The organism is Occultella aeris (assembly GCF_902703175.1).
In the GTDB taxonomy this organism is placed as follows: domain Bacteria; phylum Actinomycetota; class Actinomycetes; order Actinomycetales; family Beutenbergiaceae; genus Occultella; species Occultella aeris.
Map to the genome: position 1 here is coordinate 163188 of NZ_CACRYJ010000058.1, position 15999 is coordinate 179186.

Genomic DNA, 15999 nt, shown 5'->3' on the forward strand with positions numbered 1-15999 from the left:
CGGTGCCCCCGGTCTGGGCCGGTCAGGTCCCCGGCGCAGCCGCCAGCTGGGCCAGCACCCGCGTGCTCAGGGTGTCCACGAGCTGCGCCCGCCAGGCGGTCCACGCCTTGGGTCCGGCGGCGCGGGCGTCGGCCTCGGTGAGCACGCGCAGCAGCCGCACCATGGCCGGGCGGTTCTCCATGGCGGCGGCCACGCGGGCGGCGACGGCGGGGTCCTCCAGGTCCGCGCGAGTGGCGGTCTCGGCCAGGATCAGATGGTGGCGCACCAGGAGCCCCACGTCGTGGCGGGTCTGCTCGGGCAGGCCGAGCCGTTCCAGGATCGGGCCCACGATCCGCTCCCCGACCTCGCTGTGGTCCTGCGCTCCGGCGACCTTGCCGATGTCGTGGAAGAGGGCGGCCCACAGGACGGTGTCGCGGTCGGCGGCGTCGCCGCCGTCGTCGAGCTCGCCGCGGCGGGTGACGCCGTGCACGTTCGCGACGGTCTGCACCAGGTGCCGGTCCACGGTGTAGATGTGCACCGGGCTGCGCTGCGGCCGGTTCCGGACGGCGGCCCACTCGGGGAACCACCGGGTGACCAGCCCGGCCAGGTCGAGCACCTCCCAGATCGGGATCTGGGCCTCGCCGCTGCGCAGCAGCGCGAGCAGATGTTCGGTCGCCGACGCCGACCAGGGCGTCGGCAGGTCCACCGTGCGCTGCAGCGAGGCGATCGTCACCGGCGACAGCGGCAGCCTGGTGCGGGCCGCCGTCGCCGCGGCGCGCAGCGCCAACTCCGCATCCACCTCGGGCCGCGCGTCGATACCGAGGACGAGCTCACCGTCGTGCTCGACGAGGTTGTCGGCCACGGTGCGCAACCGGGGCGGCACCCGCCGACCCCGGACGAGCGCCGGGCGCAGCCGCAGCGAGGGCCGCCGCAGGGCCTGCTTCGCGTGGCGCACCGTGGTGTCGAGGGAGTACGCGACGACGCGGGCGGAGTGCGCGATCCCGGCGAGCAGCTCGTCGGCGTCCGTGTGGCCCAGCCGCGCGGCCACGTCGTCCTGGTGGACCCGGAGCAGCCGGTTCGTGTGCCGGCCCGTCACGGAGGCGAGCGCGTCACGAACGTCGAGCAGGTGTTCGTAAGCGCCGTCCACGTCCCCGTGTGGCCGGTCGGTCAGCCAGGTCGCAGCGAGCGCCCAGGTCACGATGGCGTCCCGGATCCCGCCGCGGGCCTCCTTCAGGTCCGGCTCGGTCAGGTACGCCAGCTCGCCGTGTCGCTCGGCGCGGGCACGGGTCGAGTTCAGCAGCTCGGGCAGCCGGCGGCGAGCAGCCGAGCGCCAGTCCGCGAGCACGGCGGAGCGGGCCCGGTGCAGCACGGTGGCATCTCCGGCGAGGCAGCGCACGTCGAGGAGCCCGACGGCGGCCGGCAGGTCCGCGGACGCGACGTGTCGGCATTGGGCAAGGCTCCGTACCGAGTGGTCCAGGTCCAGCCCGGAGTCCCAGATCGGGTACCAGAGTGCCTCGGCGAGGGCCGCGACCTGCTCGGACGCGTGGGTCTGGCCGTCGTGCACGAGCATGAGGTCGAGGTCGCTGGTGGGGCCGGCATCCCGGCGCCCGTGGGAGCCGACCGCTGCCAGTGCCACACCGGTGCTCACGTCCACGCCGCTGCGCTCCGCGGCGTCGTGCCAGAGGTCGATCAGGGCGCCGTCGACGAGGTCGGCGAGCGCCTGCCGGTAGCGGGTGCCGGCGGGGCTGGTGGGGTGCTCGAGCCGAGCCCGGCGGAGGCCCCGCAGCAGGGGCTGCGGGGCCTCCTCGTGCCCGGTTGGGGACGCGGACATCACGTCTACAGGGCGTCCGGACCGCTGGCTCCGGTGCGGACCCGGATGACGTCCTCGACGGGGCTGACCCAGACCTTGCCGTCGCCGATCTTCCCGGACTGGGCGGCGTTGACCACGACCCCGGCGAGGGTGGTGGCGTCGCCGTCCTCGACGAGCACCTCCACGCGCACCTTCGGCACCAGGTCCACGGTGTACTCGGCACCGCGGTAGACCTCGGTGTGACCCTTCTGCCGGCCGTAGCCGCTGGCCTCGCTGACGGTCATGCCACGGACACCCGCGGCCTCGAGAGCGGACTTGACGTCGTCCAGCTTGTGCGGCTGGATCACTGCGGTGATGAGCTTCATGAGTTGATCTCCTCGTAGGCGGTCTCGGCGTGCTCGGCCAGGTCGATGCCCCGGACCTCATCCTCCTCCGGCACCCGCCAGCCCATGGTGGCCTTGATGGCGAGCCCGATGACGGCGGTGATGACCCCGGAGAAGACGATCGCGACCACCGCGATGATGATCTGCACGGCGAGCTGGTTGAAGCCGCCGCCGAAGATCAGTCCTCCGTCGGTGGCGAAGACTCCGATCAGGACGGTGCCGACCAGCCCACCGACCAGGTGTACGCCGACCACGTCGAGCGAGTCGTCGTAGCCGAGCTTGTGCTTGAGTCCCACGGCCAGGGCGCACAGCACCCCGGCGATGGCGCCGAGCGCGATCGAGGTGACCGGGTTCAGCGCACCGGCGGCCGGCGTGATCGCGACCAGGCCGGCGACGACCCCGGACGCGGCGCCCAGCGACGTGCCCTTGCCGTACTTGATGCGCTCGGTGAGCAGCCAGCCCAACATGGCGGCCGCCGTCGCCGACGTCGTGTTCACCCAGGCCAGACCGGCGGTGCCGTCGGCGGTGAATGCCGAGCCGGCGTTGAAGCCGAACCAGCCGAACCAGAGCAGCGCCGCACCGAGCATCACCAGCGGCAGGTTGTGCGGTCGCATCGGGTCCGTGCCGAAGCCCTTGCGCTTGCCGATGATGAGCGCGAGGACGAGGCCCGCCACACCGGCGTTGATGTGGACCACGGTGCCACCGGCGAAGTCGATCGGTGCCGCGATCCCGGCGAAGGGCCCGTCACCGGAGAGGAGTCCGCCGCCCCAGACCATGTGGGCCATCGGGAAGTAGGAGAGGGTGACCCAGAGGGCCACGAAGACCATCCAGGAGGAGAACTTGGTGCGGTCGGCTATGGCGCCGCTGATCAGGGCGGTCGTGATGATCGCGAACGTCACCTGGAACGCGACGCCGACGATCGCCGGGACGCCGAACCCGTCGATGATGAACTCGCCGCTCTCGTCGTAGATCGTCCCGACCAGCCCGAACTGGTCGAACGGGTTGCCGAAGATTCCGCCGACGTCCGCTCCGTAGGACATCGACCAACCCCAGAGCACGTAGATCACGCCGATGACACCCATGGCGCCGAACGACATCATCATCATGTTCAGGACGGACTTGCTCCGCGTCATGCCGCCGTAGAACAACGCCAGGCCGGGTGTCATCAGGAGCACGAGGGACGCCGACGTCAGCATCCAGGCCGTGGCTCCGTAGTTGAGCTCTTCCATTCGCTCGCCTTTCCACACGCCGGCCGGGCGGCCGGTCTGTGGAGAAGACTCTTGGAGTGGCGTTTCACTGCCCCACCGCTGGTGTTACGGGCGTGTGACAGATTCGCGATCGATGTGAACGTCAGGTTTCGCGAGACCTGGATCCCGGATCCTGAGACGCGCACCCTTCGGCGGGAGCGCCGGCGGGTCAGGCGACGAGCGCGTCGACGAAGCCCTTCGGGTCGAACGGCGCGAGGTCGTCCGGCCCCTCCCCCAGGCCGACGAACTTCACGGGCACCCCGAGCTCACGCTGGACGGCCACCACGATGCCGCCCTTCGCGGTCCCGTCGAGCTTGGTCAGGACGATCCCGGTGACGTCGACGACGTCGGCGAACACCTGCGCCTGCCGCATCCCGTTCTGCCCGGTGGTCGCGTCCAGGACGAGCAACACCTCGGCCACCGGTGCCTGCCGGGCGACGACCCGTTTGATCTTGCCGAGCTCGTCCATCAGACCGGCCTTGTTCTGCAGGCGGCCGGCCGTGTCGATCAGCACCACGTCCACGCCGGCCTCGCGACCCGCCTTGACGGCGTCGAAGGCGACGGCGGCGGGGTCGGCGCCGTCCCGGTCCGAGCGGACCACCGGGACCCCCACACGCTCGCCCCAGGTGGCGAGCTGGTCCGCGGCGGCGGCGCGGAACGTGTCCGCGGCGCCGAGCAGCACGTCCCGGTCCTCGGCCACGAGCAGGCGGGCGAGCTTGCCGACCGTCGTGGTCTTCCCGGTGCCGTTGACGCCGACCATGAGGATGGTGGCGGGGTGCGGTTCGCCGTCGTCGCCGACGACGGGGCTGGCGGCCAGCCGACGGTCCATGCCCGGGTCGACCAGGGTGAGCAGTTCCTCCCGGAGGATGTCGCGGACCTGCTCCGGGTCGGTGGTGCCGAGCACCTTGACCCGGGTCCGCAGCGCCTGCATGAGCTCGTCGGTGGGGCCGGCGCCGATGTCGGCGAGGAGCAGGGTCTCCTCGATCTCCTCCCAGTCGGCCTCGGAGATGTCCCCGCGGGAGAGCAGCCGCAGCAGCGTCGAGCCGAGCGCACCCGAGCGGGCCAGCCGTTCCCGGAGCCGGACCAGGCGGCCGGCGGCCGGCTCGGGGTGCTCGAGCGCGGGTGCCTCGGGTTCGGCCGGTTCGACGGCGGTGGGTTGCGCCGTGGTGTCCGTGTCCGCCTCGGGCGGGGCGACCGGGCCGGCGGCAGCGTCGGTGTCCGTGTCGAGCGTGGCGGTCCCCGAGCGGGCACCGCCGCTCGCACCCGAGCCCGGCGGGAGGTCGCGCGGCTTGCCGCCGCGCCCCCGGAACAGGGCGACGGCGCCGCCGCCGATGACCACGACGGCCAGGACGAGGTAGATCCAGATGTCTTCGAGCACGATCTCAGTGTGGCCCACGCCGGCGGTCCGGAGCCACTCCCGGCGTGGGGTCGGGCGTCAGCGGCCGGGGCGGGCCCGGTCCATGACCTCACGCAGGTCCACGGGGGTGTGGTAGGCCGGACCGTCCTCGGCGAGGTCGAGGATGTCGGCGACCGTCAGGGACCGCTGGGGATCCACCCCGCGCTGCTCCCGAAGGTCGCCCTCGGCGGCAGGGACGGCGCGCGCACGAACGGACCGCAGCGACTCGCCGAGCCAGGAGAACACGCCCTCGGCCGGGACGTGCCGGCGCACCAGGACAGCCGCCACGACGACGGCGAGGATCACGCCGATTGCGACCACGACCATTGCATCCATCACCACGTGAGTATCACCCGCGCCGGGACCCGGTCGGCCCGGACTCGCCGGGTCGTCACCGGATCGTGACCATGACCTCACTCACACGTCGCGCGGCGTTCATCCGACGTTCTCGTGCAGCCGCTGACTGATCAGGGTCGTGACGCCGTCGCCGCGCATGGTGACCCCGTACAGGGCGTCCGCGATCTCCATGGTGCGCTTCTGGTGGGTGACCACGATGAGCTGCGAGTCCTCCTGCAGTTCTCGGAAGATGTCCAGCAGGCGACCGAGGTTCACGTCGTCGAGCGCGGCCTCCACCTCGTCCATGACGTAGAACGGGCTCGGCCGGGCCTTGAAGATCGCGACCAGGAGGGCCACGGCGGTCAGCGAACGCTCACCACCGGAGAGCAGCGAGAGCCTCTTGACCTTCTTGCCCGGTGGGCGGGCCTCGACCTCGATGCCGGTGGTGAGCATGTTCTCCGGGTCGGTGAGGATGAGCCGGCCCTCCCCGCCGGGGAACAGCCGGGAGAAGACGCCCTCGAACTGTTCGGCCGTGTCCCGGTACGCCTCGGTGAACACCCGCTCGACCCGCTCGTCGATCTCCTTGACGATCTCGAGGAGGTCCGCTCGGGACTTCTTCAGGTCGTTCAGCTGTTCGGTGAGGAACCGGTGCCGCTCCTCGAGCGCGGCATGCTCCTCGAGAGCGAGCGGGTTCACCCGCCCGAGCAGGGACAGCGCCCGCTCGGCCGCGCGCAGCCGCTTCTCCTGCTCGGCGCGCACGTACGGGTGCGGCTCGGGCACTTCGTCCTCCGGCGTGCCCGGCGCGGGAACGGCCGGAACCAGCTGGTCCGGTCCGTACTCGGCGACGAGCACCTGCGGGTCCAGCCCCAGCTCCTCGACGGCGCGCTGCTCGTACTGCTCGATCCGCAGCTTCTGCTGGGCCCGGGCCACCTCGTCGCGGTGCACGACGTCGGTGAGTTCGGAGTACTGCCTGGACAGCTCGTCCAGGTCCGCTCGGACGGTGGTCAGCTCCGCATCCCGTTGGGCGCGGGCGTCCTCGGCCTGCTGCCGCTGGGTGTGGGCGAGGGCAAGGGATGACTCGATCTGCTCGAGCGCGCGGGCCGCACCGGCCCGCACTGCGGCTGCCACCCGGGACTGTTCGGCGCGGCGTCGGGCGCGCTGGGCGGCGACCTCGCGCGCGTGCCGCTCCGCCTTCGCAGCGCGCTCGAGGGACTCGGCGCGACCGGAGATCGCCCGGACCCGCTCCTCCACGGTGCGCAGCACGAGCCGCGCGTCGGTCTCCTTCGCACGGGTGGCTGTGGCCGCGGCCGCGGTCTCGTCCCGTGCGGCGGTGGCACCCTCCAGGTCCGTCGCGGCCTGGTCCGGTTCGCGTTGGGCGTGCTGGAGCCGTTCGGCGATCTCCGCCAGCTCGGCGGCGTACGTGGTCCGCTTGGCCTCGGCTGCCTCGATGGCCGGCCGGGCCCGCTCGGCCTCGGCGGTGGCGGCCCGGAGTGCGGACCCGTGCTGGCCGAGCTTCTCGGAGACCGCGGCGAGCTGGGCGTCGGAGTCGTGCAGCGCGTTCAGGGTGAGGTCCGACTCGGCCTTGGCCTCCGCCTGTGCCTGCTTCGCCGGGCCGAGCGCGAACCGGGTCTGCTCGGCCCGGGCGATCGCGGCCGTGAGCTCGGTCTGCGCCTCCTCGCGGGCGGCGTGCACCTCGAGCACGCTCGGACCACCGGCGCTGCCACCACGCGCGTCGGTGTGGCTGAGCACGTCGCCGTCACTGGTGACCACGACGAGTCCGGCGCCGCCGGTCCCTTCGTGGTCACCGGCGCCGGCCAGCGCCGCCCGGGCCGAGCGCAGGTCCTCGACGACCACGACCCCGCGCAGCAGCCGGGCCACGGTCGGCGCCATCGGACCCTCGACCCGGACGAGGTCACCCGCCCACCGACCACCGCCGGGCGCCTCACTCCGGGACGTCTGCGAGCCGGCGCCGTCTGGCCGTGCCGCGATCGCGAGCCGGGCCTGGCCGGCGTCCTGCTCGCGAACGTGCCGGAGCGCGTCGACAGCGACCTCGACGGACTCGACGGCGGCCGCGTCGGCGAGCGGACCGAGCGCCGCGGCGATCGCGTTCTCGAAGCCGGGTTCGACGGTGAGCACGTCGGCGAGCGAGCCGAGCACGCCCGGCACCGGACTCCCCTCGAGCAGCGAGCCGGTGCCGTCCTTGCGGGTCAGGGACAGGTCGAGGGCATCGCGTCGCGCGGTCCAGGTGGCACGGGCACCCTCGGCCTCCCGCTCCTCCTCCTGCAGCTCGCGAACCTTCTCGGTGGCGGCCTCGAGAGCGGCGAGGGCAGCCTCGTGTGCCTCGTCGAGACCCTCCTCACCCTCCTGAGCGCCGACCGCCTGCTGTTCCAGGGCGGCAAAGGCCTGCTGCGCGGTCTCGGCCCGCTCGACGGCGGAGTCCAGGTTCGCGCGCAGGCGTTGCAGTTCCGCCTCGGTCGCCTCGAGCCGGCTGCGCCGGGCGCCGACCTGGCCGGTGAGCTGGGCGAGGCCCTCCCGCCGGTCCGCGACGCCGCGGTGCACCGCCGCGAGCGCCCGTTCGGCCACGGCCGCCTTCTCCTCCGCGAACCGCCGTTCGCTGGTCGCGGACTCGAGGTCGGCGCGGGCCTTGCCGATCTCGGCATCCAGGTCCGCCTCGGCCTGCCTGGCCCGGCGGGCCTGGGCGTCGAGATCGTCCGGGTCCCGGCGGCTCTGCTCCTCCTCGACCGGTCCGCCGAGGAGGCGGCAGCGCTCGGCGGCGAGCGTGTGCGTGCCGCGCAGCCGCTCGCGCAGGCTGGAGAGCCGGTACCACTGTTCGGTGGCGTCGGACAGGTGCGGCGCGGCGGCCGCCGCGGCCTGCTCCAGGTCCGTGAGCCGGGCCCGGGCCTGCTGCTGCGCGGCCTCCACCTCGGCCCGCTTGGCACGCAGCGCCGTCTCGTCGGCGACCTCCTGCGCGAGGGTGGAGGTGAGCTGGACGAGGTCGTCGGCGAGCAGCCGGGCGCGGGCGTCGCGCAGGTCCACCTGGACCACCTGGGCCCGGCGCGCGACGTCGGCCTGCTTCGCCAGCGGGCCGAGCTGACGGCGGATCTCGGTGGTGAGGTCGCTCACCCGGGCCAGGTTCGCGGCCATCGCCTCGAGCTTGCGGAGCGCCTTCTCCTTACGCTTGCGGTGTTTGAGGACCCCGGCCGCCTCCTCGATGAAGCCGCGGCGCTCCTCCGGGCTGGCGGAGAGCACGGAGTCGAGGCGCCCCTGCCCGACGATCACGTGCATCTCGCGGCCGAGCCCGGAGTCCGAGAGCAGGTCCTGGATGTCCAGGAGCCGGCAGCTCGAGCCGTTGATGGCGTACTCGGAGCCGCCGTTGCGGAACAGCGTCCGCGAGATGGTGACCTCGGAGTACTCGATCGGCAGGGCGCCGTCGGCGTTGTCGATGGTCAGGGACACCTCGGCCCGGCCCAGGGGCGGACGGGAGGAGGTGCCGGCGAAGATGACATCCGCCATGTTGCCGCCGCGCAGGGTCTTCGCGCCCTGCTCCCCCATCACCCAGGACAGGGCGTCCACCACGTTCGACTTGCCCGAGCCGTTCGGCCCGACCACACAGGTGATGCCCGGTTCGAGGTGGAGCGTGGTCGCCGACGCGAAGGACTTGAATCCTCGCAGGGTCAGCGTCTTCAGGTGCACCCCAGCAGCCTAGCGCCGGGGCCGGGTCCCGCCAGGGAGGCGCACCCCTAGACCCCGCGCACCCGACGCCCTAGAGTCGACTTCGTCCGGACATATGGACATACCACGGTCGGGGAGGACCGAAACGCACATGCGTCACCACGGGGAACCCACAGGGGCGGCATCGTCATGCCGACGCGGGATTCGCCCTTCATCGAACGACATCATCCACGTCCGTCCCACGATGCCTGCGCGTCGTGGGCGATTCCCGGAGGATCCAGCATGAGAAGGAAGTTGGCAGCGATCATCGCCGGCACGGCCACGGCGGCCCTGTTGCTCGGCGCCTGCGGCAACGACGGGTCGGACGATCCGACCGACGGCGGTGGCGAGGGCAGTGACGGCCCGGTCACCCTCACCATCACCCTGAACGCCATCGCCGGCGGCAAGAACGCCGCCGAGGCGGCTTGGATCGAGGACTGGGTGATCCCGGAGTTCGAGGCGGCCATGGCCGCCGATGGCAGGGACGTCACGGTGGTGTTCGAGCCGCAGGGCGTCGACGACGAGGACTACAAGACGAAGATCTCACTCGACCTGCAGTCCGGCGGCGGCGCCGACATCATCGGCATGGACGGGATCTGGGTCGGCGAGTTCGCCGAGGCCGGCTACATCCAGCCGCTCAGCGCCGTCGGCGGCTCGGGCGTCGACGAGTGGGAGGGCTGGGACCAGATCTCGGACGCGGTGCAGAACGCGCTCTCGTTCAACGGCGAGCGGTACGGCATCCCCCAGGGCGCGGACGGGCGGGTGCTCTACTTCAACAAGGACCTGTTCGCCGCGGCCGGGCTACCCGAGGACTGGCAGCCGACCAGCTGGGAGGAGGTGCTCGAGGCCAGCCGGGCACTGGCCGAGTCAGGGGTCCCGATCCCGCTGCAGATCAACGCGGGCACGGCCATGGGCGAAGCGACCACCATGCAGGGACTGCTGCCGCTGCTGGTCGGCACCGGGGCCGAGGTCTATCGCGACGACCAGTGGATCGGCGGTACCGACGAACTGCGTGACGTGCTCGAGTTCTACCGCACCATCTACGTCGACGAGCAGCTCGGCGACGCCGTGCTCCAGCAGGAGGCCGCGGGCCGGGACACCTCGTTCGCACAGTTCGCCGCTGGGGAGATCGGCATCCTGCTCGAGGGTGACTACTTCTGGCGCTCGGTCATCAATCCGGCCGAGGGCGTGGGGACCGCACCGATGGCGAACCGCGACGAGGTCGTCGGGTACACACAGATTCCGGCGCAGGAGCCCGGCAGCGGCATCAACGGGCAGGACTTCGTGTCGATGTCCGGCGGGACCGGCCGGGTGCTGAATCCGAACAGCGACAACCCCGAGCTCGCCTGGGAGCTGCTCGCGTTCATGAACTCAGCGGAGGCCTACGAGGCCCGCGCCGTGGACGGGCTGAACATCACCCCGCGAGCGGACGTCAACGCCGAGCTGCTCGCCAGCGACCCGATGCTGACGTTCGTCAGCGACGAGGTGCTGCCGATCACGGCCTACCGGCCCGGCCTGGCCGCCTACCCGGAGGTCTCGCTGGCGCTGCAGGAGGCCACCGAGGCCGTGGTGGCCGGAGACCCGGTCGACGACGCCCTCGCGAACTACGCGGACGCCGTCGCCGGCATCGTCGGGGAGGAGAACGTCGACAATGGCTGACGCTCACCTCCCGGGCCGACACCGGCCGGCGCGGTGAGCGCGATCGACGCGGCGGCGGGGCCACGGCCCCGCCGCCCGCCGGGTCGTCGACGACGCGCGGACGACGTCGCGGGACTCGGGCGGCTCCGGGCGGGCGTGTTCGTGGCACCGGCGCTGGCCCTGATCGGCCTGTTCCTGGTCTTCCCGGCGGTCTGGACCATCTACCTGGGTATGACGAACTACCGGCTCACCGGCCTCGCGGCCGCGAACCCGGAGTTCGTGGGCCTGGACAACTTCGCCAGCGCGCTCACCGACGACGCGTTCTGGCACTCACTGTGGCTCACCCTGATCTTCGTGCTGGTCTCCGGCGTGATCGGACAGACCCTGCTCGGGTTCTCGATAGCGTGGGCGCTGCGGCACGTGCGGGGGTGGGTGAAGTCGGTCATCGAGGCCCTCGTCCTCGCCGCCTGGGTGATCCCGGCGTCCGTGGCGTCGTTCCTGTGGCTGGCGCTGCTCGACCGGCGCACCGGCACGCTGAACGCGCTGCTCGGCACCGAGGGCACCGCCTGGCTGATCGAGTACCCGATGGTGAGCATCATCGTGTTCAACGTGTGGGTGGGCACGGCTTTCTCGATGCTGCTGTTCTCCTCCGCGCTCGCCGCGGTGCCGCCCTCGCAGATCGAGAGTGCCCGGATGGTCGGCGCCGGCTCCTGGCAGCAGCTGCGCGACGTCGTGCTGCCGAACATCCGCGGGCACATCCTGACGAACACGCTGCTCATCACGTTGTGGACGTTCAACACCTTCACGCCGTACCTGCTCACCGCCGGTGGCCCGCGCGACGAGTCGGCGATCCTCGCCGTGTACATCTACACGACCGCGATCCCCGGCGGGCAGTTGGGCATGGGTGCCGCGATCTCGCTGATCATGCTGCTGATCAACCTCGTCATCGCGCTCGGCTACCTGCGTGTGGCCCGGGCCGCCTCGGGAGGTTCGAAGTGACCGGCGAACCCGTGCTGCCGCAGGCGGCCGACGCACCGGCCCTCCGCCCGCTCACGCCCCCACCGTCGCTGGGCCGCCGGATGATCCGGCACTACCTGTCCCGCGTGCTGTTCGTGGTCGCGATGGGCCTGGTGCTCACGTTCTTCGCGCTGCCGATGCTGTGGCTGGTGACCGCCCCGTTCGACGCCGATCCGTCCCTCACGGTCGGCTGGCCGGACTGGACCATGGCGAACTTCGCCCGGATCGCCGAGAACCGCTACGCCCTCGGTTCGCTGCGCAACTCGCTCATCCTCGGCCTGGGCACCATGGCCCTGGTGCTCACCCTCGGCTCGCTCGCCGCGTACGCGCTGTCCCGGGTGCGGATCCCGGGCCGGGACGGGCTGCTGTACGCGCTGCTGCTGCTCTCCTCGATCGTCACCGGCACCGCGGCGATGGTGCCGACATTCCAGCTGATCACCCAGATCGGGCTGATCAACACCCAGATCGGGGTGATCCTGGTGCTCGCCGGCGGCGTGCTGCCGACCGTCATCTTCATCCTCAAGGACTTCATGGACTCGATCCCGAAGTCCTACGAGGAGTCCGCGCGGCTGTACGGGGCGAGCCCGCTGCAGATCCTCACCCATGTGGTGGTGCCCACGGCCCGTCCTGGGCTGGCGTTCGTGGCGGTCTGGACGGTGGTCCAGGTCTGGGGCAACTTCCTGGTGCCGTTCCTGCTGCTGCGGACCCCGGAGTCCCAGCCGGCGGCCGTGCTGATGTACACCTTCTACACCGAGGGCGGGCAGCCGGACCTGCGCCTGCTCTCGGCCTTCTCGCTCGTGTTCTCCGTCCCGGTGATCGCGATGTACTTCCTCGTCAACCGCCGGTACGGATTCCGGTTCCACGGAGGGATCAAGTCCTGATGGCAACCATCACCACCACCGCTCTGGTCAAGGAGTACCCGGGCGGGGTCCGCGGTGTCGACGGCGTCGACGTCACCATCGCCGACGGCGAGTTCTTCGCGCTGCTCGGCCCGTCCGGCTGCGGCAAGACCACCCTGCTCCGGTCGATCGCGGGCCTCGAGTCGATCACCGAGGGCGCCCTGCAGATCGGCGACCGGGATGTCACCGACCTCGAACCGGGTGAGCGGGGCGTGGCCATGGTGTTCCAGGACTACGCGCTCTTCCCGCACATGGACGTGGCGGACAACATCGCCTATCCCTTGAAGATCAAGCGGGTCGGTAAGACACCCCGCCGCGAGACGGCCACGGAGGTGGGCAATGGGCTGTCGCTGAACGGGCTGATGCAGCGCCGGCCGGCTCAGCTCTCCGGTGGGCAGCAGCAGCGGGTCGCGCTCGCCCGCGCCGTCGCGACCCGCCCGGAGGTGCTGCTCCTGGACGAGCCGCTGTCCAACCTGGACGCCCGGCTGCGCCTGGAGGCGCGCACCTTCCTGAAGGAGCTCCAGCGCGAGCTCGGCGTCACCACGGTGTTCGTGACCCACGACCAGGCGGAAGCGCTCGCCCTCGCCGACCGGATCGCGGTCATGAAGGCGGGCCGGCTGCAGCAGGTGGGCACGCCGCGGGAGGTGTTCTCCCGTCCGGTGAACACGTTCGTCGCGGGGTTCATCGGGTCCACGCCGATGAACCTGGTCGAGGCGGAGACGGTCGACGGCGCGGTCCGGGTCGCCGGGGCACCGGTGCCGTTGCCGGCCGGTGCGCAGGGCCGGGTCCGCGACGGCGCCACTGTGGTCTGGGGCGCCCGCCCGGAGTACCTGAAGTGGTCGACCACGCCGGTCGAGGGCGGCATCGAGGCCGAGGTGAGTGTCATCGAGAACCTCGGGGCGTCGGTGCTGGTCTCGGCGCACAGCGGCGAGACCAGGATGCAGCTCGTCCTGGACGAGGACGACGAGCCCGCACCCGGTGACCGCGGCTGGGTCCTCGCCACCCCCCGACGTAGCCTGCTGTTCGACTCCGAGACCACCGACCTGATCGGCTGAGCGTGACCACCACCCACCGGCTCCACCTGACCATCGACGACCAGATCGAGAACCGGTACCTGCCGGTCGCCTTCGAGTTGCCGCCGGGGTCGGACTCGGTGGAGGTCCGGTTGTCCTACGACACCTCGGCCGGCGTGCTGGACCTCGGCTGCGAGGGCCCGGCCGGGTGGCGCGGCTGGTCCGGCGGCGCACGGAGCCGGTTCGTGATCACACCCACCGCGGCCACGCCCGGGTATCTGCCCGGCGAGCTGGAGACCGGCGAGTGGCACGTGATCCTCGGTCTGCACCAACTGCCCGGCGCGGGCCTGGACGTCGTGCTCGAGGTCGACGCCCCCGCGACCGGTGCCGTCGAGAGCGAACCGGCTGCCGCCGTCGAGCAGGGCCCGCCGCGCGGGTCCACCCGCGGCCTACCCGCACCGGACGGCCTGACCTGGTTCGCGGGCGACTTCCACGCCCACACCCTGCACTCCGACGGCGCGGAGAGCATCGACCAGCTCGCCGCCCGCGCCTCCGCCGCGGGGCTCGACTTCCTCGCGGTCACCGACCACAACACGACCAGCCACCACCCGCACCTTCCCGGCGTCGGCGCCCGGCACTCGGTGACCCTGCTCCCGGGCCAGGAGGTCACCACCGCCCGCGGGCACGCGAACGCGTTCGGGGACATCGGCTGGATCGACTTCCGCGAGAGCGCGCAGCGGTGGGTGCACGAGGTCGCCGCTCGCGGTGGCGTGCTCTCGGTGAACCACGCCGTCGACGGCGACTGCGCCTGGCAGCACCCGCTCACCACCCTGCCGCGCGCGCTGGAACTGTGGCACATCTCGTGGTTCCGGGACCTGACCGCCACGTTCCCATGGGCGTTCTGGGCACGCTGGGGCGACGTGGTTCCGATCGGCGGATCGGACTTCCACAAGCCCGGTCAGGGCTGGACGCTCGGCACGCCGACCACGTGGGTTGCCGCGACGGAGAACACGCCGGAGGCGATCCTCGCGGGCGTGCAGGCCGGCCGGACCTCGATCAGCGTCGGGGTGCGCCCGGACGCCACCCCGGACCCGCTGCACACCCCGATGCTGCTGCGGCTCGGTGCGGACCTGGTCGCCCTGTCGGCCGAGGGCTCGGTGCTCGTCGACATCGAAGGCGCCAGACGGCGGGTCACCGGTCCGTCGGTCACGGTCGCCTCGTCCTGGGGTACTGGGCCGTACCGCCTCGAGGACCCGGACCGGCGGGTGCTGGCGATCTGCGCCTGAGCGTCACTCAGGTCGTCGTGGACGCGCGCACCCGCAGCGTCGGCAGCAGCACCTGACGGCGCGGGCTCAGGGCCCGCTCGGCCGGTGCGTCCCGCTCCGCGAACCGGTCGGCGCACATCCGCACGGCGAGACGCCCGAGATCGCGCTTGGGCGGCGCGACGGCCGTGAGTGGAACCGTGGCGTCCGCTGCCCGCTCGTCGTCGTAGGCGACGATCGCCAGGTCCTGTGGGACCCGCAGGCCCGCCGCCGGTGCGGCGTCGGCGAGGTCGACGGCCTCGTGGTCGGAGAGCACCACCATCGCGCTCTCGCCGGCCGCGCGAACCGACTCCAGCACCTCACGCAGACTCCGGGTGTACTCCTCGCCGGTGCCCGGGCCGACGGTGTGCTCGAACGTCTGGACCGACGGGCCCGCCTCGTCGCGCGCGAGCGCCATCCCGGCCCGCAGCCACGGTCCGGTGGGATTGCGCGGGCGCATGGCGAGTCCGATCCTGCGGTGTCCGAGGGCGATGAGGTGGCGCATCGCCGCGGCCATCCCGAGCGCGTGGTCGGTGTGCACGGACTCGATGCCGGAGAACGGATCGGGCACCTCGCGCTCGATCAGCACCACCGGCACCCGGGCGTCGGCAAGCAGGCGGTAGATGCGGGCATCGGCGGACTGGGTCCGGGCCGGCGTGACGAGCAGGGCGTCCACGCCGCGCGCGAGCATCCGCTCGACCAGGGTCACCTCGTCCTGTCTCGAGTAGTCGGACACCCCGAGCAGCAGCCGGAGCCCGAGCCGGTCCGCCTCGTCGTGGGCGCCGTCCACGACGGCGCGGTAGTAGTAGTCCCGCGCAGGCACGACGATCCCGACCAGGGCACCCTCGCCGTCGTGAGCCGTCTCGCGAGGACTGCGAGCGCTGCGAGCACGCGACCGCTCCGGAGCCGCCCCGGCGGGTTCGCGAACCGCGCCACCGCGCACCCGGCGTGACGGCGGCGAGGAGGCGACCACGGACGCAAGGTCGCGCCGGATCGTGATCACGCTGACGTCGAACCGCTCGGCGAGTTCGCGAACCTCCACGGCGCCGCTGACCTGGAGCTCCGCAGCGATGCGGGCGCGGCGTTCCTCGGTGAGCACCCCCAAGGAATAGCCGGTCGGGGGCATCATCGCAACGTGACCGGTTCTGATCGTTTCTCCGCCACGGCTGGACCGGGCCGATCGCGTGGGGCGACGCTGAGCGCCGACCGATGTAACGACGCATCGGCTGAAGCAACGGAGGCTTCGAGTGAGGACAGTTCGAGCGAGAG

12 protein-coding genes are annotated in these 15999 nt (G+C 72.1%); 5 read left to right on the forward strand and 7 right to left on the reverse strand.

The features are described 5' to 3' along the window. Positions 1–22: 22 nt before the first annotated feature. From HALOF300_RS19915 to smc, 6 genes are all read right to left on the reverse strand, one after another. Entirely contained in the window at positions 23–1810 is a 1788-nt protein-coding gene (locus HALOF300_RS19915) for a [protein-PII] uridylyltransferase family protein (protein WP_156742639.1), read from the reverse strand. Positions 1811–1815: 5 nt separating this feature from the next. After that, entirely contained in the window at positions 1816–2154 is a 339-nt protein-coding gene (locus HALOF300_RS19920) for a P-II family nitrogen regulator (RefSeq protein ID WP_154793537.1), read from the reverse strand. Beyond that, positions 2151–3401, reverse strand: coding sequence for an ammonium transporter (locus HALOF300_RS19925; RefSeq protein WP_156742640.1), 1251 nt, complete (start codon positions 3399–3401; stop codon positions 2151–2153). The genes HALOF300_RS19920 and HALOF300_RS19925 overlap by 4 nt, the downstream gene beginning before the upstream one ends. A 187-nt stretch (positions 3402–3588) precedes the next feature. Continuing rightward, a complete protein-coding gene (gene ftsY / locus HALOF300_RS19930) occupies positions 3589–4797 on the reverse strand; it encodes a signal recognition particle-docking protein FtsY (RefSeq protein WP_156742641.1) in 1209 nt (402 codons plus the stop codon). Between the two features lie 57 nt (positions 4798–4854). Continuing rightward, positions 4855–5154 (reverse strand): hypothetical protein, encoded by a 300-nt coding sequence (locus tag HALOF300_RS19935; protein ID WP_156742642.1) that lies wholly within the window; start codon positions 5152–5154, stop codon positions 4855–4857. 96 nt (positions 5155–5250) lie between these two features. Further along, positions 5251–8844 (reverse strand): chromosome segregation protein SMC, encoded by a 3594-nt coding sequence (smc, locus tag HALOF300_RS19940; protein WP_156742643.1) that lies wholly within the window; start codon positions 8842–8844, stop codon positions 5251–5253. A gap of 261 nt (positions 8845–9105) precedes the next feature. Between smc and HALOF300_RS19945 the strand changes: the two genes are divergently transcribed. The 5 genes from HALOF300_RS19945 to HALOF300_RS19965 are packed head-to-tail and all read left to right on the forward strand — an operon-like array spanning position 9106 to position 14715. After that, entirely contained in the window at positions 9106–10521 is a 1416-nt protein-coding gene (locus tag HALOF300_RS19945) for an extracellular solute-binding protein (RefSeq protein WP_156742644.1), read from the forward strand. A 33-nt stretch (positions 10522–10554) separates the two neighbouring features. Next, complete coding sequence (locus HALOF300_RS19950; protein ID WP_231955636.1) at positions 10555–11499, forward strand: carbohydrate ABC transporter permease; 945 nt, start codon at positions 10555–10557, stop codon at positions 11497–11499. Continuing rightward, positions 11496–12398 (forward strand): carbohydrate ABC transporter permease, encoded by a 903-nt coding sequence (locus HALOF300_RS19955; protein ID WP_231955637.1) that lies wholly within the window; start codon positions 11496–11498, stop codon positions 12396–12398. The genes HALOF300_RS19950 and HALOF300_RS19955 overlap by 4 nt, the downstream gene beginning before the upstream one ends. Continuing rightward, positions 12398–13471 carry an ABC transporter ATP-binding protein gene (locus HALOF300_RS19960; RefSeq protein WP_156742645.1) on the forward strand — a complete coding sequence of 358 codons (1074 nt, stop codon included), beginning with the start codon at positions 12398–12400 and terminating at the stop codon, positions 13469–13471. The genes HALOF300_RS19955 and HALOF300_RS19960 overlap by 1 nt, the downstream gene beginning before the upstream one ends. A 2-nt stretch (positions 13472–13473) precedes the next feature. Further along, positions 13474–14715: a CehA/McbA family metallohydrolase gene (locus tag HALOF300_RS19965; protein WP_156742646.1), complete on the forward strand. Its 1242-nt coding sequence runs from the start codon at positions 13474–13476 to the stop codon at positions 14713–14715. Positions 14716–14722: 7 nt separating this feature from the next. Here HALOF300_RS19965 and HALOF300_RS19970 read toward each other — a convergent pair whose 3' ends face one another. Beyond that, a complete protein-coding gene (locus tag HALOF300_RS19970; RefSeq protein WP_197522697.1) occupies positions 14723–15856 on the reverse strand; it encodes a substrate-binding domain-containing protein in 1134 nt (377 codons plus the stop codon). Between the last annotated feature and the right edge of the window lie 143 nt (positions 15857–15999).

What these genes read in the sequence shown, in the direction of transcription:
- HALOF300_RS19915 (WP_156742639.1), bottom strand. Translation starts at nt 1,810, where the DNA reads ATGTCCGCGTCCCCAACCGGGCACGAGGAGGCCCCGCAGCCCCTGCTG.
- HALOF300_RS19970 (WP_197522697.1), bottom strand. Translation starts at nt 15,856, where the DNA reads ATGCCCCCGACCGGCTATTCCTTGGGGGTGCTCACCGAGGAACGCCGC.
- HALOF300_RS19925 (WP_156742640.1), bottom strand. Translation starts at nt 3,401, where the DNA reads ATGGAAGAGCTCAACTACGGAGCCACGGCCTGGATGCTGACGTCGGCG.
- HALOF300_RS19920 (WP_154793537.1), bottom strand. Translation starts at nt 2,154, where the DNA reads ATGAAGCTCATCACCGCAGTGATCCAGCCGCACAAGCTGGACGACGTC.
- HALOF300_RS19960 (WP_156742645.1), top strand. Translation starts at nt 12,398, where the DNA reads ATGGCAACCATCACCACCACCGCTCTGGTCAAGGAGTACCCGGGCGGG.
- HALOF300_RS19945 (WP_156742644.1), top strand. Translation starts at nt 9,106, where the DNA reads ATGAGAAGGAAGTTGGCAGCGATCATCGCCGGCACGGCCACGGCGGCC.